Raw genomic sequence first — 21,491 nt, 5'->3', positions numbered from 1 at the left:
ACTCGAAAACGACGGGCATACCGATCGAAAGGGACCACAAGGGACTTGGGTGAACATTAAAACGCTGTGGCGTGGGTTACAAACTGAGAGGTTTGGCAAACCAATGCGCGACGTGCACATTTCCTCCACCGGACCACCCCGGTCAAGCACTTGACCGTTTGGCACGACCAATGAGTTCCACCAGCGACCACCCGGCGACCGTCATGGCCACCGCCATCGGCGCGGTCACCTGGACGGCGATCAACAGAGCCGAACGCCCCTCGAACAGCCCGCCGAAACCGACCATGGAGAGCCCGAGCACACCGAAGAGACACAAGGTCACCCCGAGGGCCGCGGCGGGACCGGAATACGCCCCCGGCCTGCGCGAACCACTCGCCCGGGACGACCGTGCGGCGGGCCGCTCGAAGCTCCGGAAGGCGGTGACGAGGACCGCCGTGAGGACGGCCGCGGCGGCGATCCGCAGGGGCAGTTGGGCCCACCAGGCACCCGTCGCGGGCGCGGGCAGCGGCACATCCAGCGCGAGCAGGACGCCGTACACCCCGAGCATGGCCGAAAGATGCCACAAAAACGCCGTCATCGAGATGCCGTTGGCCGCCACGACCGCCCGCCACACCTTCGGCCGCTCCAGCCACCGCGTCACCGGCCCGCGCAGCCACTCCACCGCGCCGACCAGCCACAGCCCGTGGCACAGCAGCGCGAAGGTCGGCGGCGCCATGTTCGACACCTTCTCGCCCGGCATCCCGACCATCGACAGCGGATACGGCCCGTACGCCACCAGCAGCGCGGCCCCCGCGAGCCCCGCGCCGGCGAGCAGATACGGCCGTGTCAGCCGCCCGTCGGCCCGCAGGAACCCGAGTTGGTGGATCGCGAGCCACACGAAGGCGAAGTTGAGGAACTCGACGAACGGCACGTCGAGCGCGAACCGCAGCACGTCCACGAGCGCGGCGGCCGCGACCAGCCCCCCGAACGCGCCCCACCCGTACCTCTCATGCAGCTTCAGCAGCGGCGGGGTGAAGGCGACCATCGCGAGATAGATCCCGATGAACCACAACGGCTGCGCGACCAGCCGCAGCGCGACGTCGAGCAGTCCGCCGCCTCCGCCCGCGAGTTGGAGAAGGACGGCGGCGGCACCCCACACACCTATGAACACCATGGTGGGGCGGAGGAGCCGCTGAAGACGGGCGCGGAGGAAGGCGGGGTAGACGGATGCCCCCTCATCCGTCTCATCCGTGCTCTTTCGGCTGAGCGAGCGGTAGGAGAGGGCGTGCGAGAAGCCGCCGACGAAGAAGAACACCGGCATGATCTGCAGGGCCCAGGTGAGGATCTGGAGCCGTGGCTCGACGGCGAGGAGGTTCCCCACCTCGACCCGCCCGTCACCGCCGGTGGTCACGGCCGCCATCAGCCAGTGGCCGAGGACGACCGTGCCGAGGGAGGCGACGCGGAGGAGGTCGACGTACCGGTCTCGGGTGGACGGGGTGACGGCGGCGAGTTCTCTCGCACTCACGCTTGCACTCATGGGAGTACGGTCGCGCGGGCGCCCGGGCGGGCATCAGCGCTCCCGTACTCAACTCACGTCTGAGTACGTCGCGTTCGCGGGACTCACCGGACTCACCGGACTTATGGAATGACTGTCGCGCCCGGTGCGGGCGAGGCGGCCACCCGCGCCGCCCTGCACGTGCCGGACGCGAGGAGCCCCTGAGCGATGGCGCGTGCCGACTCGGCGTCCCGGGCGAGGAACGCCGTGGTCGGCCCCGAGCCGGAGACGAGCCCGGCGAGGGCGCCGGCCGCGCGGCCCTCGGCGAGGGTGTCGGCCAGCTTCGGGAACAGCGAGAGGGCGGCGGGCTGGAGGCCGTTGGAGTCCGGCAGGAAGTCCGCGAGGGCGTCTACGTCGCCCTTGGCGAGCGCGTCGATCAGTACCTGGGAGGCGACGGGCTCGGGCACGACGTCGTACTCGTGGAGCCGGTCGAACTCGCGGTAGACGGCCGGGGTGGAGAGCCCGCCGTCGGCGACCGCGAACACCCAGTGGAACGAGCCGCCCACGTCGAGGGGCCTCAGCTGCTCGCCCCTCCCGGTCCCGAGGGCTGCCCCGCCCACCAGGCTGAACGGCACATCACTCCCCAACGCGGCGCAGATGTCGAGGAGTTCGTCGCGCGAGGCGTTCGTGCCCCACAGGGTGTCGCAGGCGAGCAGCGCGCCGGCCGCGTCCGCGCTGCCGCCGGCCATGCCGCCGGCGACGGGGATGTCCTTGGCGATGTGCAGGTGCACGGCGGCCTCGATGCCGTGGCGTTCCGCCAGCGCGAGCGCGGCGCGGGCGGCGAGGTTCGTACGGTCCAGGGGGACCTGGTCGGCGCCGGGGCCCTCGCAGGTGACGGTCAGCTCGTCGGCCGGGGTGGCGGTGACCTCGTCGTACAGCCCGACGGCGAGGAAGACGTTGGCCAGGTCGTGGAACCCGTCGGGCCGGGCGCCGCCGACCGCGAGCTGCACATTGACCTTGGCGGGGACGCGAACGGTGACGCTCACGGCTGACGGGGCTCCTTGTTCCGGGTGCTCGCGACGGTCTGGGTGCTCTCGACGTTCTCGGTGCTCTCGGTGCTCTCGACGTTCTCGGTGCTCTCGGCGTTCTCGGCGTTCTCGGTGCTTTGCGTGCTCTCGGCGTTCTCGGTGACGCGGTTCTCGGCGATGGCCGCGAACTCCTCGACCGTCAGGGACTCGCCGCGGGCCTGCGGGGAGACGCCGGCGGCGACGAGGGCGGTCTCGGCGGCGGCCGCGGAACCGGCCCATCCCGCGAGAGCCGCGCGCAGCGTCTTGCGCCGCTGGGCGAAGGCCGCGTCGACGACCGCGAACACCTCGCGCCTGGTGGCGGTCGTCTTGAGCGGCTCCGTCCGGCGGACCAGCGAGACGAGCCCGCTGTCGACGTTCGGCGCCGGCCAGAAGACCTTCCGCCCGATCGCCCCGGCCCGCTTGACCTCCGCGTACCAGTTCGCCTTCACCGACGGCACGCCGTACACCCTCGAGCCCGGCCCCGCGGCGAGGCGGTCGGCGACCTCCGCCTGGACCATCACGAGGGTGCGCTCGATGGTCGGGAAGGTCTCGAGCATGTGCAGCAGCACGGGGACGGCGACGTTGTACGGGAGGTTCGCGACGAGGGCCGTGGGGGCCGGGCCGGGAAGCTCCGTGACGTGCATGGCGTCCGAGTGCACGAGGGCGAAACGGTCGGCACGCATGGGCATGCGGGCGGCGATCGTCGCGGGCAGCGCGCCGGCGAGCACGTCGTCGATCTCGACGGCCGTGACCCTGTCCGCGACCTCCAGCAGGGCGAGGGTGAGGGAGCCGAGGCCCGGGCCCACCTCGACGACCGTGTCCTCCGGGCGGACGTCCGCGGTCCGCACGATCCGGCGCACCGTGTTGGCGTCGATGACGAAGTTCTGGCCGCGCTGCTTGGTGGGCCGCACGCCGAGCGCTGCCGCGAGTTCGCGGACGTCGGCGGGGCCCAGGAGGGCGTCGGGGGTGGGGCTGGTCACGGCACCTAGGGTACGGGGCGGGGGGTGCGCCTCGGTTCTTGGGCGCCTTGGAGCTCGGGGGGCGGTACGTCGGCGGGTGCGGGTTCGTCGTGGTGGCTCGCGCAGTTCCCCGCGCCCCTTGACGGCATGGGTCGCGCCCGGGGTCTTTCAGGGGCGCGGGGAACTGCGCGACCAGCCCCCACCCACCCGCACCCGAAAGCCCACCCCTCGGGGTCGAAGGGGCGGCAGCCCCTGGGGATGGGACGAGTAGGGGCGGCGGGGGCGAGAAAGCCTGCCTCAGCCGCGCAGGCGGGCCCCGCAGTGCGGCCAAGGACTCGCCCCCCGCTGGACATACAGCTTCTTCGCGCGGAGGGTCTGTTCGGCGGCGGGGGCGTCCTGGGGCCGCCCCTGGCCGCCGAGTCTCTGCCACGTGTGGGTGTCGAACTGGTAGAGGCCGCCGTACGTGCCCGAGGGGTCGACCGCGTTCGGACGCCCCCCGGACTCGCACGCCGCCAGACCCGACCAGTTCAGCCCCTCCGCCCCCCGCACGGACGTGGGCACCGGCTTCGTCCCCACCTTGACGATCCGGTCCTGGGGCTCACGCACGACCTCGGTCCGCAGCAGCCGGGGCCGCTGCCTGACCCCGTTGACCGTGCGGAGCGCGTACGTGACTCGGCGGGTACCCGCGTGCCCGGCGCGTTCGACGACCTCGGTGCCCCGGAAGAGCGAGGGATCCTCGCTGCGGCGCACCTGGAACGGGATCGGCTCCTCCCGGACCTCCTTGGACCCGGTCACCCGCAGCACGGTCACGGTCTGCCCGTCGCGCGGGAAGCTCGACCACGCGACGGAGGTGGTGTCCTCCCCACGCAGAGTGACCCCGGCCTGCTCCACGGCCTCCCCCACGGTCGCCGCGTTCGTACGGATCGTCCGCGTCCGCCCGTCCGCCATGATCGTGACGGTCCGCTCGGTGCGGACGTCCAGTTCCAGCCCCGTCCGCCCGATGCGCTGGGAGCGCGAGGTCGACACGTACGCGCCCTCCGCACGCACCCCGAGCTGCTGGAGCGCCCCGTCCACCGTGCGGGCGGTCGTCCAGACCCTGCGCCGATGGCCGTCGAGGGTGAGGGCGACGGGCCGCCCGTAGTGCACGGCGACCTCGTCACCGCTGCTCAGCGCGGTACCGGGGGCGGGGGCGACGACGTCGTGCGAGCCGAAGGCGACCCCCTCGTCGGCGAGGAGTTCGCTGACGTCGTCGGCGAAGGTGTGCAGCGTGCGCGGCCGCCCGTCGACGGTCAGCTCGATCGCCTTGTCCTCCGCCACGAACGCGGAGGTCCCGCCCGCGAGGAACGCCACCACGAGCGCCTGCGGCAGCAGCCGCCGCAACGAGGTCGGCCGGTCGGCCACCCGTCGGCGGCGCACGGCCCGCCGGGAGCCGCCCCGGCCGGCCGGCGTCGGGGCCGGATCAGGGCGGCCTCGCAGGTCTTCATAGGCGGGCCGGTACGTGTCCTCGTGGACCCCGTACGGCAGCGTCTCGGCGTCGCACGCCGGCTGCCGATCCGTACCGTCCGGGTCATAGGTCTCCTGCGACGACGACTGCACGTTGCTCACGACGACACGCTCCAGAGGGGATCCGGGTCCGGGTCGGGCGACGTGAACCTAGCGGACTCCGGTCACCCTCCAAAGCAACGTGGTCACGCAGTGTCGCGACACGGGCCGCTGATCATCTTTTTGGGTCCCCCTGACGGCTGACGAAACGTGACCCGTCAGTAATCGAACGCCCTCGCCGTGTTCGCCGCGATCGCCGTCGCCAGCGCGTCCTCGTCGATGCCCCGCACCTCGGCCATCGCCCGAACCGTGACCGGAATGAGATACGGCGCGTTGGGCCGTCCGCGGTACGGCGCGGGCGTCAGGAAGGGCGCGTCGGTCTCGACGAGGACGAGTTCGAGCGGCGCGACGGCGAGGGCGTCGCGCAGCGGCTGGGCGTTCTTGAAGGTCATGTTCCCGGCGAAGGACATGAAGTAGCCGTGCCCGGCGCAGATCGCGGCCATCGCCGCGTCGCCGGAGTAGCAGTGGAAGACGGTCCGCTCGGGCGCGCCCTCCTCCTTCAGGATCCGCAGCACGTCGTCGTGGGCGTCGCGGTCGTGGATGACCAGCGCCTTGCCGTGGCGCTTGGCGATCTCGATGTGCGCGCGGAACGACCGCTCCTGGGCGGCCTTGCCCTCCGGCCCGGTCCTGAAGTAGTCGAGCCCCGTCTCCCCGACCCCCTTGACCTGCGGCAACGCGGCCAGCCGGTCGATCTCGGCGAGGGCCTCGTCGAGCGCCGCGTCCCCGCCGGCCGTCCGCGCGCCCTGCCGGGACCAGCCGTCCGGGTCGCCGTGCACGATCCGCGGTGCCTCGTTGGGATGCAGTGCGACGGTCGCGTGCACGGCCTCGTACCGCTCGGCGGTCTCGGCGGCCCAGCGCGAGCCCTTGATGTCACAGCCGACCTGTACGACCGTCGTCACCCCCACGGAGGCGGCCTTCGCGAGGCCCTCCTCGACCGTGCCGGACTGCATGTCCAGATGGGTGTGCGAATCGGCGACCGGCACCCGGAGGGGTTCGGGAAGCGGGGGCGCGGCGTTCTTGTCGTTCTTGCCGGACGCGCTCTTGCCGGAGGCGTTGCCGGAGTCGTTCGAAGGCATGCCCCGATCCTACGAATCGCACGATCGGGGCATGCCCTCCAGGCTCGCTGGGGGAGGGTCAGCTCGCCTTGCGGTGGAACGTGTGCAGCAGGTCGGCCAGGTGCCAGTGGTGGTGCTCCTCGGGCTTCGCCGCGTCGGACGCCGTCGCGTCCGTCTCCGCCGGGCGGGGCTTCGGCAGGTGCCGCCGCCGCTCGGCGTCCCGCACCGACGACACCTGGCCCGCCCGCATGATCCGTACGACATGACCGTCGCAGTTCTGGCACGTGGGCCTGGACAGCGGGGACGGCACGACCTGACCGTCGGCCACGTACATCACGAAGTCGCGCCCCTGGGCGTCGTTGTGGTGCTCTATCTCGTACGACTGCTCCCAGCCGTGCCCGCAGCGCATGCAGGCGAACGCATACGACTCGTGCACGATGGCGGTGGCGGTGTCGCGCAGTACGGCCCGCTCCACGGTTTCGGTCATTGCCAGCTCCTCTTGTCCGCTGGACGGTGAGAACGTGTACGTCCTCACCACCAAGTGGACGCCCGCGCCGACCCCAAGTGCAGCCGATCTGCCGACTGTTGAAGCCGTTTTGGCCTTCCCTTGTGGGAAGGCCGTCTGCGCGAGGGCTGTACTTTGCTCGGCTTTGCCAGGGCATGGGGCGGGGGGTTGTTCCGGGGAGCGCCGTAGGGGTTGGGGGTGCGTTGTCGGGTGCGGGTGGGTGGGGGCTGGTCGCGCAGTTCCCAGCGCCCCTTGGCGGCATGGGTCGCGCCCGGGGTCTTTCAGGGGCGCGGGGAACTGCGCGAGCAACCACGATCCACCCGCACCCGGCGAACGACACGCACCCCCTACGACGCCGAACGCTTGGAAGCCACCACCGCGTCGAACACTTCCCTCTTGGGCAACCCGGCCTCCACCGCCACCGCCGCGATCGCCTCCTTGCGCCGCTCCCCCGCCTCCTCCCGCACCCGGACCCGCCGCACCAACTCCTGCGCGTCGAGTTCCTCCGGCCCCTTCTCCGGCGCGCCCTCCACGACGACGGTGATCTCCCCGCGCACACCGGCCGCCGCCCACTCGGCCAGCTCCCCGAGAGGCCCCCGCTTGACCTCCTCGTACGTCTTGGTCAGCTCGCGGCACACCGCGGCCCGTCGCTCGGTCCCGAACACCTCGGCCATCGCCGAGAGCGTCGCGTCCAGGCGGTGGGGCGCCTCGAAGTAGACGAGTGTGCGCCGCTCCTCCGCGACCTCGCGCAGCCGCCCGAGCCGCTCCCCGGCCTTGCGCGGCAGGAACCCCTCGAAGCAGAACCGGTCGACGGGCAGCCCGGACAACGCGAGGGCGGTCAGCACCGCGGACGGCCCCGGCACGGCCGTGACGCGGATGTCCTTCTCCACGGCCGCGGCGACGAGCCGGTACCCGGGGTCGGAGACCGACGGCATCCCCGCGTCCGTGACCAACAACACCCGCGCACCCCCCACCAGCGCCTCGACGAGCTCCGGCGTACGCGCGGCCTCGTTGCCCTCGAAGTAGGACACGATCCGCCCGCCCGGCTGCACACCCAGCGCCTGGGTGAGCCGGCGCAGCCGCCGGGTGTCCTCGGCCGCGACCACGTCCGCACCGGTCAGCTCCTCGGCAAGCCGGGGCGGCGCGTCCGCGACGTCGCCGATGGGGGTGCCTGCCAACACAAGGATTCCTGTCACACCCCCATCCTCCCAGCCGGCGCGTGATGGGGGCGAAGCCCCCATCAGGGGCGCGGGGAACGGCGCGACCAGCCACAACCCACCCGCAGCCGCCGTACCGCAGGCACCCCCATCCCATGAGGCGCCCACGGCCTACATCCCCGTCCCACGGGACTCCCACAGCCGTGTTCCCTACGATGGCGCGGTGACCAGTACCGCGTCCTCCACGGACACCCGGCAGGACCAGGCCACCGAAGAGCAGCGGCCGTCGTGGCAGCAGCGCCTGCGCCGTTTCGGCTACGCGGCGCCGCCGAGAGTCGACGTCCGCGACCGACTGATGCCCCCGTACACCCGGCCGAGCCCGCGCGTGTGGGCCGTGCTGGGGCTGCGCGAGGAGCTGGGGGCGCTCATCGCCCGCTGGTCGGCGTGGGGCGGTCCGCTGCTGGTGACGCTGGTCGCGGGGCTGACGCGGTTCTACAACCTGGGCAGTCCCAAGGCGGTGATATTCGACGAGACGTACTACGCCAAGGACGCGTGGGCGATCGTCCACCGCGGGTACGAGGTCAACTGGGCCAAGAACGCCAATGAGCTGATCCTCCAGAACAACGGGAACGTCCCGATCCCGACGGACCCGGCGTATGTGGTGCACCCGCCCGTCGGCAAGTACGTCATCGGGCTGGGCGAGCTGATGTTCGGGTTCAACCCGTTCGGCTGGCGCTTCATGACGGCCCTGCTCGGCACGCTGTCCGTGCTGATGCTGTGCCGGATCGGCCGCCGTATCTTCCGCTCGACGTTCCTCGGCTGTCTCGCGGGCGCGCTGATGGCGGTGGACGGCCTGCACTTCGTGATGAGCCGCACGGCGCTGCTCGACCAGGTCCTGATGTTCTTCGTCCTCGCCGCGTTCGGCTGTCTGGTCATCGACCGCGACCGGGCACGGAAACGACTGGCCGAGGCCCTCCCCCCGGACGGCGACGGAGTTGTACGCCCCAACTCCCTCATCGCCGAGACGACCCGCCTGGGATGGCGCCCGTACCGCTGGCTGGCCGGTCTCTGCCTGGGCCTGGCCCTCGGCACCAAGTGGAACGCCCTGTACTTCCTGGTGTTCTTCGGGATCATGGCGGTGCTCTGGGACTACGCGTCCCGCAAGGTCGCCGGCGCCCGCCAGCCGCTGATCGCCATGCTCCAGCGCGACCTGGGGCTCGCCTTCCTGTCCACGGTCCCGGTCATGATCGCCACGTATCTGGTCTCCTGGACCGGCTGGATCCTCTCCCCGGACGACGGCACCGGCGGCTACTACCGCAACTGGGCCGCGACCGAGGGCAAGGGCGGCTGGTTCAGCTGGCTGCCGGACTGGCTGCGCAGCCTGTGGCACTACGAGCACGCGGTCTACGAGTTCCATGTCGGCCTGTCGTCCCCGCACACGTACGAGTCGAACCCGTGGAGCTGGATCGTCGTCGGCCGCCCGGTCTCGTACTTCTACGAGTCCCCGTCCCCCGGCAACGACGGCTGCGCGGCCGACACCGCCGACAAGTGCGCCCGCGAGGTCCTCGCCATCGGCACCCCGCTGCTGTGGTGGGCCGCCGCCTTCGCGGTCCTCTACGTCCTGTGGCGCTGGCTCTTCCGCCGCGACTGGCGCGCCGGCGCGATCGCCTGCGGCATCGCCGCCGGCTACCTCCCCTGGTTCTTCTACCAGGAGCGAACGATCTTCTTCTTCTACGCCGTCGTCTTCCTCCCCTTCCTCTGCCTCGCCGTCACGATGATGATCGGCGCCATCCTCGGCCCCCCCGGCGCGACGGAACGCCGCCGCGTCGCCGGCGCGGCCGGCGCCGGCGTCCTGGTCCTCCTGATCACCTGGAACTTCATCTACTTCTGGCCCCTCTACACGGGCCAGGCCATCCCGATCGACAGCTGGCGGTCACGGATGTGGCTGGATACCTGGGTCTGATGGCCTGAATCCGGTTCTCCCGGTCCGCCGGGCTAACAATCAGGGAACACACAGGAAGCATCCGCCCCACCCGTCTCGTCACCGTGCTTACAGTGAGCCACAGTAAGCGTTTTCTGAACGCGTTCGAAAAAGGGGGGCGCTTCATGCGCAAGGGGGTCAAGGTCGCCATAGTCGGCAGCGTGTTCGCCGCGATGGTGGGGGGCGCCGGGTACGGCGGGTACAACTTCGTGACCGCGCTCAACGGGGGCGGCGGCGGTACGGAGAAACGGACCGGGCCGCCGAGTGCCGACGAGGTCCAGGAGACGTCGGAGAAGTTCTTCGCGGCCTGGGAGAAGGGCGATTCGGCCACGGCGTCGTCGTACACGAACGACGAGGTGGACGCGGGAAAGGTGTTCGGCAGCTTCGTCGTCGACGCGCGGATCGACGATGTGAGGATCGAGCCGGGGAAGCCGACGGGGACCGGCGGCCGGACCGTCCCGTTCTCCGTCGCGGCGACGGTGTCGTACGACGGGAAGAGCAAGGAGCTCGCGTACAAGAGCGAACTGACCGTCGTACGCGGGAAGACGACCGGGCGTGCGCTGGTCGACTGGCAGCCGTCCGTCGTGCATCCCGAGCTGAAGGCCGGTGACACGTTGTTCACCGGGGAGGCCGCGGCGCCGCCCATCGAGGCCGTGGGCCGGGACGGCACCGTGCTGACCAAGGAGAAGTACCCCTCCCTCGGGCCGATCCTCGACACCCTGCGCGAGCGCTACGGCGATGACGCGGGCGGCACGCCCGGTGTCGAGCTGGGTATCCGCCACACGGCCGCGGAGGCCGGCGACACCACGCTGCTGACCCTCGCCGAGGGCAAGGCGGGCAAGGTGGAGACGACGATCAGCGGGCGCGTGCAGGCGGCGGCCGAGAAGGCGGTCAAGAAGTACGCCGAGTCGTCCGTGGTCGCGCTGCGGCCCAGCACCGGGCAGGTGCTGGCGGTCGCCAACAACCGTCAGGACGGCTTCAACGCGGCCTTCCAGGGCGAACTGCCGCCCGGTTCCACCATGAAGATCATCACCGCCGCGACCCTCATCGACAACGGCGTGACCTCGATGAACGGCCCCGCCCCCTGCCCGGACACTGCGACCTGGCAGAGCCAGACCTTCAAGAACCTGCCGGGGCTCAAGGCCGACGAGACGCCGAACGCCACGCTCGCCAACAGCTTCATGCGGTCCTGCAACACGGCCTTCATCAAGCTGATCGACGAGGGGCCGATGAACGACGCGTCGCTGACCGAGGAGGCCCAGCAGCGGTTCGGGCTCGGCAGGGACAACTGGAAGACGGGCATCGTCTCCATGGACGGCAAGGTGCCGCCCTCCAGCGGGCCGAACCGGGCCGCCAACGCGATCGGGCAGGGCGACGTCCTGATGAACCCGCTGAACATGGCGTCGGTGACGGCGACGGCGATCACGGGACAGTTCCGGCAGCCGTACCTGGTGTCGCCGGAGCTGGACGACCGGCAGCTGGCCACGGCGAAGGGGCTGAAGGCCGGCACCTCCTCGCAGTTGAAGCAGATGATGAGGCTGACCGCGACGCAGGGGACGGCCGCGGACGTCATGTCCGGTCTCGGTGGGGACATCGGGGCGAAGACCGGATCCGCCGAGATCGACGGGAACGCCGAGGCGGACAGTTGGTTCACCGGGTTCCGGGGGGATGTCGCCGCCGCGGCCATGTCGGAGGGGGGCGGTCGTGGGGGTGAGGCGGCCGGGCCGATGGTCGTGGATGTGCTGAAGGCGGGCGGGTGAGTTTGCGGGTCGCGCCGTAGGGGTGCGGATTCGTTGCGGGGTGCGGGCTCGTCGTGGCTGGTCGCGCAGTTCCCCGCGCCCCTGAAAAGCAGGGGCTGCGCCCCGTGCTTTTCGGCCCGCAGGGCCGTGTCTTTCAGGGGCGCGGGGAACTGCGCGACCAGCCCCCACCCACCCGCACGTACTTCCGGCCGAACCCACGGAGTGACCCGCGGGACTCTAGGGTGGTGGTTCTCGTTGACGGACGAGAGGCAGCCGGGGGCAGCGGAAGGTCGGGAGCGTGGGTAAGAGAAGGCGTGTCGACGAGCGCAAGACTGTGAAGTCGTCGACGGCGGGCAGGTCACGGCGGCACGTCGTGCTGGGCGGGATCGCGGTCGTGGCCCTCGGCGGCGGGGCGTTCGCCGTGTACACGGTGTTCGGCGGTGGCGCGGCGGCCAACGACCGTTCGGCCGACGCCAAGGCCGTGAAGAGCGGGCCGCTGTCCGCCGGCGAGGTCCGTACGGCCGCGACCGCGTTCCTCACCGCCTGGCAGAAGGGCACCGTCGCGAAGGCCGCCGCCGCCACCGACGACTCGGCGGCCGCGAAGACCGCGCTGACCGGCTTCACCAAGGACGCCCACATCAAGGACGTCACCCTCACCCGCGGCAAGCGCTCGGGTGACAAGGTGCCGTTCACGGTGAAGGGCACGGTCTCCTACAAGGGCACGGAGAAGCCGCTGACCTACGCGTCCGCCCTCACCGTCGTACGGGCGGAGAAGGACGGCGAACCGGTCGTCGACTGGCAGCCGTCCGTCGTCCACCCCGACCTCGACGAGGGCGACCGGCTGGTGACCGGCGAGGCGGGCACACCCCCGGTGAAGGCCCTCGACCGGGACGGCGGCGAGCTGACGACGAAGAAGTACCCGTCGCTGGGCTCGGTGCTGGACGGCCTGCGGGAGAAGTACGGCAAGAAGGCCGGCGGCGAGGCGGGCGTCGAACTGCGGGTCGTCCGGGCCGATCCGGCCAAGGACGCCTCGGCCGAGTCCGACGAGCAGTCGGGGACCTCCGAGAAGTCCACGAAGGAGAAGGCAGCCGACAAGACGCTGCTGGAGCTGAGCGAGGGCACGCCGGGGGAGCTGAAGACGACGCTCAGCCCGTCGCTCCAGGCCGCCGCCGAGGAGCAGGTCAAGTCCACGAAGAAGGCGTCGGTGGTCGTGATGCGCCCGTCGACCGGCGAGATCCTGGCCGCGGCGAACTCCAGCAGTTTCAACGTGGCGTTCCAGGGCTCGCTCGCCCCCGGCTCCACGATGAAGATCGTGTCGTCGGCGCTGCTCATCGACAAGGGCCTGGCCTCGACGGACAAGGTCCACCCGTGCCCCAAGTTCTCGTCGTACGGCGGCTGGAAGTTCCAGAACGACGACAAGTTCGAGATCAAGGGCGGCACGTTCAAGGCGAGCTTCGCGCGCTCCTGCAACACCGCCTTCATCTCCCAGGCGAAGGAGCTGGACGACGACTCCCTGACCCGGGAGGCCCAGCAGGTCTTCGGGCTCGGCCTCAACAACTGGGCCATCGGGGTGTCCAGCTTCGACGGCGCGGTGCCGGTGCAGAGCGACGCCCCGATGGCGGCCTCGCTGATCGGCCAGGGCGGGGTGCGGATGAACCCGCTGAACATGGCGTCGGTGGTCTCCACGGCCAAGACGGGCGTCTTCAAGCAGCCCTATCTGGTCCCGCCGTCGGTCGACGGCCGCCCGCTCGCGACCGCCTCCCGGCCCATGTCGGACGCCGTCCGCTCCCAGCTCACCGAACTCCTCCAGTACACCGCCGCGGCCGGTACGGCGGCCGAGGCGATGTCGGGCCTCGGCCCCGACTACGGCGCCAAGACCGGCTCCGCCGAGGTCGACGGCCAGAAGCAGCCCAACGGCTGGTTCACCGCCTGGAAGGGCGACCTCGCCTCCGCCGGAGTCGTCCAACAGGGCGGCCACGGCAGCGAGTCGGCGGGCCCGATCGTGGCGGCACTCCTCAAGGCGGGCAGCGGAGGCTGAGCGGTACGGCGCCGGCCGCCGGGAGCCTTCAGGTTCCGGGGGCGGCCGTGCGGTGCCTTCGGTTGTGGAGGGGCTTCTTCTCGTACGACTCGGGTGACGGGTCCAGGCACCAGTCGAACATCGACGGCCAGGAACCGTAGCCCGCGTCCAGGTCGAGATGGGCCTCACCCCGCAGCACGTCGGCGGGCAGGTCCAGCGGTACGGCGTACGTCGCGGCCGCGCCCCGCGAGCAGTACGGGTCGTTGTCGGTGCCGACGACCCGGGTGTACGAGGCGGCCGCGGCCAGCCGTGCGGGCGCCGGCTCCGGCGGGGCGAACTCGGCGATCTCCGGGTGCTCCAGGGCGACTTCCGGTGCGGGCGGGGCGACGAGCAGGACGCGGTCGACGGGGCCGGACAGCACGTCGTCCCGCGCGACCGCGTGCAGCCACAGCAGACACGCCAGGCTGTGGCAGACCACGGTGATCCGCCGCCCCGCCAACTCCCCCAGCAGCGCGTCCAGTTCCGCCAGCCATCGCTCCAGATCCGGGTCGTCCGGCTCCGGCAACTGCGGGTACGCGACCTCGTGGCCCAGATCGGTGAGCCGGTCGGCCAGCCAGTGCTGCCAGTGCTCGGCCGGCCGATGGTTCTGCCAGCCGTGCAGGATCAGGAAGGCGCGGGTGCCGTCGGCGGGCGGGGTAGGCGGAGTCTCTGTCATCCCCTGATCGTCAGCGAAACGGATCTGCCGGTCCAGTGCCGTCTCTGTGGCCGGATGGGTTGTCGGTCGGGTGCGGGTCCGGTGGGGGCTGGTCGCGCCCACGCGGCGGAGCCGCACATCGACACAGCCCCGCGCCCCTGAAAGCACCGGGCGCGACCCATGCCGCTCAGGGGCGCGGGGAACTGCGCGAGCAACCACGAACCACCCGCACCGGCCCGACAGCCTCAACAACCCACTCGCATGGCCCGTACACCCACCACTAGCGTGCCGGACATGACCAACGCCGCGCAGGACACCGAGGGCTCCGGAGCCCACCCCCGTTTCGCCGAGGCCCGCCCCGAGGTCGTACGGGAGATGCCCGGATGCGAGCCGCACGCGTGACGCCGGTCGTCACCGCGGCGGTGCTGCTCGCCGCGGTCACCCACGCCAGCTGGAACGCGATCGCGCACAGGATCACGGACAAGCTGGTCGGCTTCACGCTGATAGCCGGCGGCGGCGCGCTGATCGGGTTCGCGATGGTGCCGTTCGTGCCGTTCCCGGAGGCCGACGCGTGGCCGTATCTGATCGCCTCGACGATCGTGCACCTCGTGTACTACGTGCTGCTGATGACGTCCTTCCGGCTGGGCGACTTCGGCCAGGCCTACCCCCTCGCACGCGGCTCCGCGCCCCTCGTCGTCACCGTCCTCGCCGCGGTCTTCGCGCACGAGGTGCCGGACGGCTGGGCGGCGGCCGGCATCCTGCTGAGCTGCGCCGGGCTGACCGGGGTCGCGCTGTGGGGCCTGCGCGGCGGCCGGCCGCACTGGGCGGCGATCGGGGCGGCGCTGGCCACGGGCCTGTCGATCGCCGCGTACACGGTCGTGGACGGCCTCGGCGTACGGGCCTCCGGGTCCACCCTGAGCTACATCGCCTGGCTGATGGCCCTGGAGGGGCTGGCGATCCCCGCGTACGCGGTCTGGCGCTGGCGCGGGCAGACGGTCGCGATGCTCCGGCCGTTCGCCGCCGTGGGGCTCCTCGGCGCCGCGCTGTCCGTGGCGGCGTACGGGCTGGTCCTGTGGGCCCAGACGAAGGCGGAGTTGGCGCCCATCGCGGCCCTGCGGGAGTCGTCGATCATCGTGGGGGCGGCGATCGGGGCGGTGTTCTTCAAGGAGCGGTTCGGGGCGCCTCGGCTCGTGGCGGCGGGACTGCTGGTGGTGGGGATCGGGCTGATGCTGCGGGCCGGATAGGCCGTGCGGGACGGGCAGGCCGTGCATCGGCGGGCGTGGAGGAGCACTCTGGAGAGAGCGGTTCCGGAGGTGATCGTCATGATGAAAACCGCAGTCGGATGGCACATCGAGCTGGAGTTCCAGGAGGACGATCAGCGCACACGGGCGGCGGCCCTCGTACGGCTTCCCGACGGGAAGGAAGTACGTGCCCACGGCTACGCCAGCCGCCACCACACCGACCCCAATCAGCCCCGGGTCGGCGAGGAGATAGCCGGGGCGAGGGCCCTGAACGAGCTCGCCATGAAGCTCCTCACCAAGGCCCACGACGAGATAGACGAGGCATCGGGGCGGACGTCGCACCCGATCGCCCTCTGAGTACGGCCGCGCGACTGGCTCGCAGCTGTTCATGGACGTCCGTGGCTGCGGGCAGTCGTGCCGCCGGGCGCCCAACGGCCCGAATCCGGCGCTGTGGTTGACTGACCCCGTGTTGCACGAGTCGGTCTTCCGTACCGTGGACCTCCCGGTGGGCGGCCGGTTCGAGGCCTGGGCGGAGCTGCTGGGGAAGACGCACGCACCGATGGGGCTCTCCCCGATCCCCCTGTCGGCAGCCGACCGCCCCGACCATCCGCCGGCGGACTACCACGCCCACCAACGCCTGATAGCCCTGGGCGACGTGACGATATGGCCGGCCACCTTCGACCCGATCGTCTTCCGCCGCACCCCGAAACTGATCCGCCAGTCCGACCCGGAGAACTTCCACCTCTCCCTCCTTCTCCGGGGCGAGGGCGCGGCCACCTGGGGCAGACAGCAAGTCGCGTACGGCGCACAGGACTTCCACGTCAACTGCACCTCGATGGCGTACGAGATCCTGACCGGGACCGAACCGGTCACCACCGTCGGCATCGAGATACCGCGCTCGCTCGTCGCCCTGCCCGCCCGGCACGCGGACCAGGTGATCGGCAGCCGCCTGTCGGGACGGGAGGGCGTCGGCACGCTGCTGGCGCAGTTCCTGATGCAGCTGGCGGCCGACACGACCCCGTACCGCCCGTCCGACGCGCCCCGCCTCGGCACGGTCGTCGCCGACCTGGTCACCGCGCTCTTCGCGCACGCCGTCGACGCGGAACCGCGGCTGACACCGGAGGCCCATGGGAGGACGCTGCTCCTGAACGTCAAGGCGTTCATACGGCGCCACCTCGGCGACCCCGAGCTGACCCCCACGACGATCGCCGCCGCGCATCACATCTCGCGCAGTTATCTGCACCGGCTCTTCCAGGCGGAGGGCCTCACCGTCGGCGCGTACGTCCGCGACCAGCGGCTGCGGAACGCTTACCGCGACCTCACCGATCCCGACCCGGTGCTGCGGGCCACGCCGGTCCACGCGATCGGCGCGCGCTGGGGGTTTCCGCGTGCCGCCGAGTTCAGCAGGGCGTTCCGTACGGCGTACGGGGTGCCGCCGAGTGAGCTGCGGCGCGGGGTGACTTCCAGCCGGGTGGCCGGGAGTGGACGCGTTGCCAAGTAATCGTGGACCGTCAGCCAACGACACGGGAGGGACTTCGGCGCATTCTGGTGATCGCCGCCGCGGAGGGCGGCTGTCCGGATCATCGGGGTCGGGCCAGGACACCACGGGGGAGCCCTGGGCCGGTCTGGTCGCTCGTCCGTGACGGTCGCTCCGCGGTGTCGCTCCGCTGGGTAGACCGCCTTATAGCTCGGGAGGACCTCTCGGCGGGCGGGTGCGGGTCGTTCGTGGTTGATCGCGCAGTTCCCCGCGCCCCTGAAGAAGGGGCTGCGCCCCCTTTCAAGCCCCCAGGCCCTCCCTCACCGCCCTCACCAGCGCCTGGGCCCTCGGGTCCGCTGTCACCGTCTTGCGGTAGCCGTTCGTGACGTAGCCGAAGGCGATGCCCGTGGCGGGGTCGGCGAAGCCGAGGGGGCCGCCTCGGCCGGGATGGCCGAAGGAGCCGGGGCCCAGGAGCGGGGAGGCGGGGCCGTGGAGCATGTAGCCGAGGCCGAAGCGGGTGTTGATGACGAGGACGCGGTCGAGGCCGGCGGACTCCTCGGCGCGGGCCGCCTCCATGGTCGTGGGGCCGATCAGCCGTACGCCGTCGACCTCGTCGATGAGCGCCGCGTAGAAGCGGGCCAGGCCGTCGGCGGTGGCGATGCCGTTGGTCGCGGGGAGCGCGGACGCGCGGTACGCGGGGTCGTTCTGGTCGGGGAACGGGGTGATCGCGGCGAAGGCGCGGCGGGTGAGGGAGTCCGGGTCGTCGTAGGCCTCGGTGACCGAGCGCTTGGCGCGCACGCGTAGGCCGCCCGTGGACTCGGGGGCCGATTCCAGGCGGCCGGCGCGGCCCACCCGGCCCGTCGCCGCCACCGACTCCGGAAGCCCCAGCCAGAGGTCCGTGTCCAGCCCCAGCGGGGCGGCGATCTCCGACGCGATCCACTCGCCGGTCCCCCGCCCGGTCACACGCCGGACCAGTTCGTCGAGCAGCCAGCCGTACGTCAGCGGGTGGTAGCCGTGGTCGGTGCCGGGCTCCCAGGCGGGGGCCTGGGCGGCGACGGCTTCGGGGCCCCGGCGCGGGTCCAGCGCCTCGGCGGGGGTGAGGGGACGGTCGAGGACCGGGAGGCCGGCCCGGTGGTTCAGGATGTGCCGGACCAGTACGCGGTCCTTGCCGTGCGTCTTGAACTCCGGCCAGTACCGGCCCACCGGCGCGTCCAGGTCCAGTTCGCCGCGCTCGGCCAGCATCAGCGGTACGGCGGCGGCGACGCCCTTCGTCGCGGAGCGCATGATCTGGGCGGTGCCGTGCTGCCAGGGCTCGGCGCCGTCGACGTCCCGCGTGCCGCCCCACAGGTCGACGACCTTGCGGCCGTGCCGGTACACGACGACGGCCGCGCCCCGCTCGCCGAGCGTCTCGAAGCCTCGTAGGAACGCCGCCCTGACCGGCTCGAAGCCCTCCGCGACAGTGCCGTTCACGTCCACGCCCGCACTCCCTGTCCGTTCGTCCGCGGCCATGGTGGCCCTGGGGGGAACACGCGCTCGCGGGCGGGGATTCCGTGGATGGTCAGCCCAGCAGAATCGTGACCTCGATGTTGTCGCGGGTCGCGTTCGAGTACGGGCAGACCTGGTGGGCCGCGTCGACGAGCTTGGCGGCGAGGTCCTGGTCGATGACCGGGAGGGAGACGCTGAGGGCGACGGCGAGGCCGTAACCGCGCTGCTTGTTGGGGCCGATGCCGACCTTCGCGGCGACGGTGGAGCCGGTCAGGTCGTAGCCCTCGCGGCGGCCGACGAGGACCAGCGCGTTGTGGAAGCAGGAGCTGTACCCGGCGGCGAACAACTGCTCGGGGTTGGTGCCGTTGCCGTCACCGCCCATCGCCGGCGGCATCGCGACCTTGAGGTCGATCTGACCGTCCTGGCTGGTGATGTAGCCGTCCCGGCCGCCGTGCGCGGTGGCCTCGGCGACGTACATGATCTTCGTCGGACGGGTGTCCGGACGCGCCTCCGTCGCGGCGTCGTCAGTCATTCCTTGGCCTCCCCCAGGACGAGCGCGTGGCCTTCCCCAGGACAGGCGCGCACGAATGCATCGTGCACAAGGTACCGGCTGGTAGGGCCATCTTGGTTACCAGGGGGTAGTAACCAGGGGTAACCCAAGGTCACCGCTCAGCGGCCGGCCGCCTTCGCCGCGTGCGCCGTCAGCTCCCACAGTTCCGCGCGCAGCCGCGCCACCTCGGGGCCGTCGAGCCCCGTGGCGGCGGCCAGCGTGGTGGGGACGGCGGCCGCGCGGTCGCGGAGCTGTTCGCCGCGTCCGGTGAGTGCGACGCTCACCGAGCGCTCGTCCCGCAGCGACCGCTCCCGGCGGAGCAGCCCGGCCGACTCCAGCCGTTTCAGCAGCGGCGAGACCGTGCCGTAGTCGAGCCGCAGGGCGCCCGCGAGGTCCTTGACCGTGGTCTCGCCGCGCTCCCAGAGGCAGAGCATGACCAGGTACTGCGGGTAGGTGAGGCCGAGTTCGTCGAGCAGCGGGCGGTACGCGGCGGTGACCGCGCGCTGGGCCGCGTACAGCGCGAAGCACAACTGCTCGTCGAGGAGCAGCGAGCCGTACCGTTGCCCTTCGGGTTCCTCATGAGTCGTCACGGGGCCCATTGTCGCGTGCGGGTGGGTGGGGGCTGGTCGCGCCCACGCGGCGGAGCCGCATATCGACACAGCCCCGCGCCCCTGAAAGATCCCGGGCGCGCCCCATGCCGCCAAGGGGCGCGGGGAACTGCGCGAGCAACCACGACGCACCCGCACCCGGCGTACGGCCCGCACCCCCGAGCTCTAACCCGCCCTCACCGACCGCGGGTCGAACCCGAACGGCAGTTCAAGGCGATGCGCCCGCATCAGCTCGTCGTCGCCGAGAAGTTCCCCCGTCGCCCCGTCCGCCGCGATCACCCCTTCGCTGAGGATCAGCGAGCGCGGGCACAGTTCGAGGGCGTACGGCAGGTCATGCGTCACCATGAGGACCGTGACGTCCAACGACCGCAGAATATCGGCGAGTTCGCGGCGGGACGCGGGGTCGAGGTTGGAGGACGGCTCGTCGAGGACGAGGATCTCCGGCTCCATGGCGAGCACGGTGGCGACGGCCACCCGGCGGCGCTGGCCGAAGGAGAGGTGGTGCGGCGGCCGTTCCTTGAACTCGGCCATGCCGACCTGTTCGAGGGCCTTGTCCACCCGGGCCTCCAGCTCGGGGCCCTTCATCCCGGCCGCGGCGGGCCCGAAGGCCACGTCCTCCCGCACGGTCGGCATGAACAACTGATCGTCGGGGTCCTGGAAGACGATGCCGACCTTCCGCCGGATCTCGGCCATGTGCCGCTTGCCCACCGGCATCCCGGCGACGGTCACCGTGCCCGCGCCCCCGGTGAGGATGCCGTTGAGATGCAGGACGAGAGTGGTCTTGCCGGCGCCGTTCGGCCCGAGCAGGGCGACCCGCTCGCCGCGCCCGACGGTGAAGTCGACGCCGAAGAGGGCCTGGTGGCCGTCGGGGTAGGCGAAGGCGAGGCCGGCGACTTCGAGAGAGAATGTCACGAAACTCTCCGAATGCCACTGCGCGATCGGGTAACGTCGATGGCGAACGGTGCATAGCGAGAACCAAGCATGCGCATCCCTTTTGGCGTTCATATCATCCGGGCTGGTCTCAACCCGACTGGTGTTGATCGTGTGAGACTTGATCATCCGCTGGATGACCGAGCGGCGTGAGCCAGGAATCCCTCTTGTTCGCAAGAGGGAGGAGTCAAAGGGTCCATCCCAGCAGACAGACAACGAGGGCCGCGCCCGGAAGCTCGAAGGCGTAGGACCACTGCGCCCGGGACGCGGTCACCTCGTCGATGACGGGCATGGTGCCGGCGTACCCCCGGCTGATCATGGCCAGATGGACCCGCTCCCCACGCTCGTACGAGCGGATGAACAGCGCTCCCGCCGACTTGGCGAGCACGCCCCAGTGCCGTACGCCGCTCGCCTCGAAGCCGCGTGACTCGCGGGCGATCCGCATCCGCCGCATCTCGTCGGTGATGACGTCCCCGTACCGGATCATGAAGGACGCGATCTGGACGAGCAGCGGCGGCAGTTTGAGGCGCTGGAGGCCGAGGAGGAGTTCGCGGAGTTCGGTGGTGGACGCGAGGAGGACGGAGGCGGCGACGCCCAGCGTGCCCTTGGCGAGGACGTTCCAGGCGCCCCAGAGCCCGCTGACGCTCAGGGACATCCCCAGCACCTCGACCCGCTCGCCCTGCGCCACGAACGGCATGAGCACGGCGAAGGCGACGAACGGGATCTCGATCAGCAGCCGCCGGAGCAGGAACCCGGCGGGCACGCGGGCCGTGTACGCGACCCCGCCGAGGAGCACGGCGTACAGCCCGAACGCCCACATCGCCTCCCGTGGCGTCGACACCACGACCACCACGAAGGCGAAGACGGCCGCGAGTTTGGTGTGCGGCGGCAGGGCGTGCACGGGCGAGTGCGCGTGCCGGTAGAGCTTGTGGGCGTGGCCGGCGCCCATG

19 protein-coding genes are annotated in these 21,491 nt (G+C 71.4%); 6 read left to right on the top strand and 13 right to left on the bottom strand.

What is annotated here, in order from left to right:
- Window positions 1–142 precede the first annotated feature (142 nt).
- The 7 genes from JIX56_RS27615 to rsmI all read right to left on the bottom strand — a co-directional run bounded on the left by JIX56_RS27615 (window position 143) and on the right by rsmI (window position 7,858).
- Window positions 143–1,516 (bottom strand): acyltransferase family protein, encoded by a 1,374-nt coding sequence (locus JIX56_RS27615; RefSeq protein WP_257544505.1) that lies wholly within the window; start codon window positions 1,514–1,516, stop codon window positions 143–145.
- Window positions 1,517–1,617: 101 nt separating this feature from the next.
- A complete protein-coding gene (locus tag JIX56_RS27610; RefSeq protein ID WP_257544503.1) occupies window positions 1,618–2,520 on the bottom strand; it encodes a 4-(cytidine 5'-diphospho)-2-C-methyl-D-erythritol kinase in 903 nt (300 codons plus the stop codon).
- Window positions 2,517–3,521 (bottom strand): 16S rRNA (adenine(1518)-N(6)/adenine(1519)-N(6))-dimethyltransferase RsmA, encoded by a 1,005-nt coding sequence (gene rsmA, locus JIX56_RS27605; RefSeq protein ID WP_257544501.1) that lies wholly within the window; start codon window positions 3,519–3,521, stop codon window positions 2,517–2,519. Before rsmA ends, JIX56_RS27610 begins: the two co-directional genes overlap by 4 nt.
- A 276-nt stretch (window positions 3,522–3,797) precedes the next feature.
- Window positions 3,798–5,105, bottom strand: coding sequence for a resuscitation-promoting factor (locus JIX56_RS27600; protein WP_257544499.1), 1,308 nt, complete (start codon window positions 5,103–5,105; stop codon window positions 3,798–3,800).
- Window positions 5,106–5,260: 155 nt separating this feature from the next.
- A complete protein-coding gene (locus JIX56_RS27595) occupies window positions 5,261–6,178 on the bottom strand; it encodes a TatD family hydrolase (protein WP_257544497.1) in 918 nt (305 codons plus the stop codon).
- Window positions 6,179–6,236: 58 nt separating this feature from the next.
- Window positions 6,237–6,644, bottom strand: coding sequence for a hypothetical protein (locus JIX56_RS27590; protein WP_257544495.1), 408 nt, complete (start codon window positions 6,642–6,644; stop codon window positions 6,237–6,239).
- 365 nt (window positions 6,645–7,009) lie between these two features.
- A complete protein-coding gene (gene rsmI, locus JIX56_RS27585; protein WP_257544493.1) occupies window positions 7,010–7,858 on the bottom strand; it encodes a 16S rRNA (cytidine(1402)-2'-O)-methyltransferase in 849 nt (282 codons plus the stop codon).
- A gap of 184 nt (window positions 7,859–8,042) precedes the next feature.
- Here rsmI and JIX56_RS27580 point away from each other — a divergent pair, with 184 nt between their 5' ends.
- The 3 genes from JIX56_RS27580 (at window position 8,043) to JIX56_RS27570 (ending at window position 13,577) form a co-directional block, all read left to right on the top strand.
- Complete coding sequence (locus tag JIX56_RS27580; RefSeq protein WP_257544492.1) at window positions 8,043–9,782, top strand: dolichyl-phosphate-mannose--protein mannosyltransferase; 1,740 nt, start codon at window positions 8,043–8,045, stop codon at window positions 9,780–9,782.
- A 143-nt stretch (window positions 9,783–9,925) separates the two neighbouring features.
- The gene (locus tag JIX56_RS27575) at window positions 9,926–11,560 is read left to right on the top strand and encodes a penicillin-binding transpeptidase domain-containing protein (RefSeq protein WP_257544490.1); all 1,635 of its coding nucleotides are present in this window, start codon (window positions 9,926–9,928) and stop codon (window positions 11,558–11,560) included.
- Window positions 11,561–11,837: 277 nt separating this feature from the next.
- Window positions 11,838–13,577 carry a penicillin-binding transpeptidase domain-containing protein gene (locus tag JIX56_RS27570; protein WP_443031889.1) on the top strand — a complete coding sequence of 580 codons (1,740 nt, stop codon included), beginning with the start codon at window positions 11,838–11,840 and terminating at the stop codon, window positions 13,575–13,577.
- Between the two features lie 28 nt (window positions 13,578–13,605).
- Here JIX56_RS27570 and JIX56_RS27565 read toward each other — a convergent pair whose 3' ends face one another.
- Window positions 13,606–14,271, bottom strand: coding sequence for an RBBP9/YdeN family alpha/beta hydrolase (locus JIX56_RS27565; protein ID WP_257544488.1), 666 nt, complete (start codon window positions 14,269–14,271; stop codon window positions 13,606–13,608).
- Window positions 14,272–14,648: 377 nt separating this feature from the next.
- Here JIX56_RS27565 and JIX56_RS27560 point away from each other — a divergent pair, with 377 nt between their 5' ends.
- The 3 genes from JIX56_RS27560 to JIX56_RS27550 all read left to right on the top strand — a co-directional run bounded on the left by JIX56_RS27560 (window position 14,649) and on the right by JIX56_RS27550 (window position 16,992).
- The gene (locus tag JIX56_RS27560; RefSeq protein WP_257551152.1) at window positions 14,649–15,494 is read left to right on the top strand and encodes a DMT family transporter; all 846 of its coding nucleotides are present in this window, start codon (window positions 14,649–14,651) and stop codon (window positions 15,492–15,494) included.
- 78 nt (window positions 15,495–15,572) lie between these two features.
- On the top strand, window positions 15,573–15,848 hold the full coding sequence (locus JIX56_RS27555) for a DUF1876 domain-containing protein (protein ID WP_257544486.1): 276 nt from the start codon (window positions 15,573–15,575) through the stop codon (window positions 15,846–15,848).
- Window positions 15,849–15,957: 109 nt separating this feature from the next.
- Complete coding sequence (locus tag JIX56_RS27550; protein WP_257544485.1) at window positions 15,958–16,992, top strand: helix-turn-helix domain-containing protein; 1,035 nt, start codon at window positions 15,958–15,960, stop codon at window positions 16,990–16,992.
- A gap of 276 nt (window positions 16,993–17,268) precedes the next feature.
- Here JIX56_RS27550 and JIX56_RS27545 read toward each other — a convergent pair whose 3' ends face one another.
- The 5 genes from JIX56_RS27545 to cbiQ form a co-directional block, all read right to left on the bottom strand.
- Window positions 17,269–18,444, bottom strand: coding sequence for a serine hydrolase domain-containing protein (locus JIX56_RS27545; RefSeq protein ID WP_257544484.1), 1,176 nt, complete (start codon window positions 18,442–18,444; stop codon window positions 17,269–17,271).
- A gap of 82 nt (window positions 18,445–18,526) precedes the next feature.
- The gene (locus JIX56_RS27540; protein ID WP_257544483.1) at window positions 18,527–18,985 is read right to left on the bottom strand and encodes an organic hydroperoxide resistance protein; all 459 of its coding nucleotides are present in this window, start codon (window positions 18,983–18,985) and stop codon (window positions 18,527–18,529) included.
- A gap of 137 nt (window positions 18,986–19,122) precedes the next feature.
- Window positions 19,123–19,602, bottom strand: coding sequence for a MarR family winged helix-turn-helix transcriptional regulator (locus JIX56_RS27535; protein ID WP_257544482.1), 480 nt, complete (start codon window positions 19,600–19,602; stop codon window positions 19,123–19,125).
- 174 nt (window positions 19,603–19,776) lie between these two features.
- Window positions 19,777–20,523, bottom strand: a complete 747-nt coding sequence (locus tag JIX56_RS27530) for an energy-coupling factor ABC transporter ATP-binding protein (protein ID WP_257544481.1) — start codon at window positions 20,521–20,523, stop codon at window positions 19,777–19,779.
- Window positions 20,524–20,728: 205 nt separating this feature from the next.
- A complete protein-coding gene (cbiQ, locus tag JIX56_RS27525) occupies window positions 20,729–21,490 on the bottom strand; it encodes a cobalt ECF transporter T component CbiQ (protein WP_257544480.1) in 762 nt (253 codons plus the stop codon).
- Window position 21,491 lies beyond the last annotated feature (1 nt).

Source organism: Streptomyces sp. CA-210063 (assembly GCF_024612015.1).
Lineage (GTDB): Bacteria > Actinomycetota > Actinomycetes > Streptomycetales > Streptomycetaceae > Streptomyces.
This window is presented reverse-complemented; position numbering and strand designations above follow the sequence as displayed.

Excerpts from the sequence above, each read along its gene's own strand:
- JIX56_RS27575 (WP_257544490.1), top strand. The coding sequence starts at position 9,926 with ATGCGCAAGGGGGTCAAGGTCGCCATAGTCGGCAGCGTGTTCGCCGCG.
- JIX56_RS27565 (WP_257544488.1), bottom strand. The coding sequence starts at position 14,271 with ATGACAGAGACTCCGCCTACCCCGCCCGCCGACGGCACCCGCGCCTTC.
- JIX56_RS27615 (WP_257544505.1), bottom strand. The coding sequence starts at position 1,516 with ATGAGTGCAAGCGTGAGTGCGAGAGAACTCGCCGCCGTCACCCCGTCC.
- JIX56_RS27590 (WP_257544495.1), bottom strand. The coding sequence starts at position 6,644 with ATGACCGAAACCGTGGAGCGGGCCGTACTGCGCGACACCGCCACCGCC.
- JIX56_RS27595 (WP_257544497.1), bottom strand. The coding sequence starts at position 6,178 with ATGCCTTCGAACGACTCCGGCAACGCCTCCGGCAAGAGCGCGTCCGGC.
- JIX56_RS27555 (WP_257544486.1), top strand. The coding sequence starts at position 15,573 with ATGATGAAAACCGCAGTCGGATGGCACATCGAGCTGGAGTTCCAGGAG.
- cbiQ (WP_257544480.1), bottom strand. The coding sequence starts at position 21,490 with ATGGGCGCCGGCCACGCCCACAAGCTCTACCGGCACGCGCACTCGCCC.
- JIX56_RS27535 (WP_257544482.1), bottom strand. The coding sequence starts at position 19,602 with ATGGGCCCCGTGACGACTCATGAGGAACCCGAAGGGCAACGGTACGGC.
- JIX56_RS27540 (WP_257544483.1), bottom strand. The coding sequence starts at position 18,985 with ATGACTGACGACGCCGCGACGGAGGCGCGTCCGGACACCCGTCCGACG.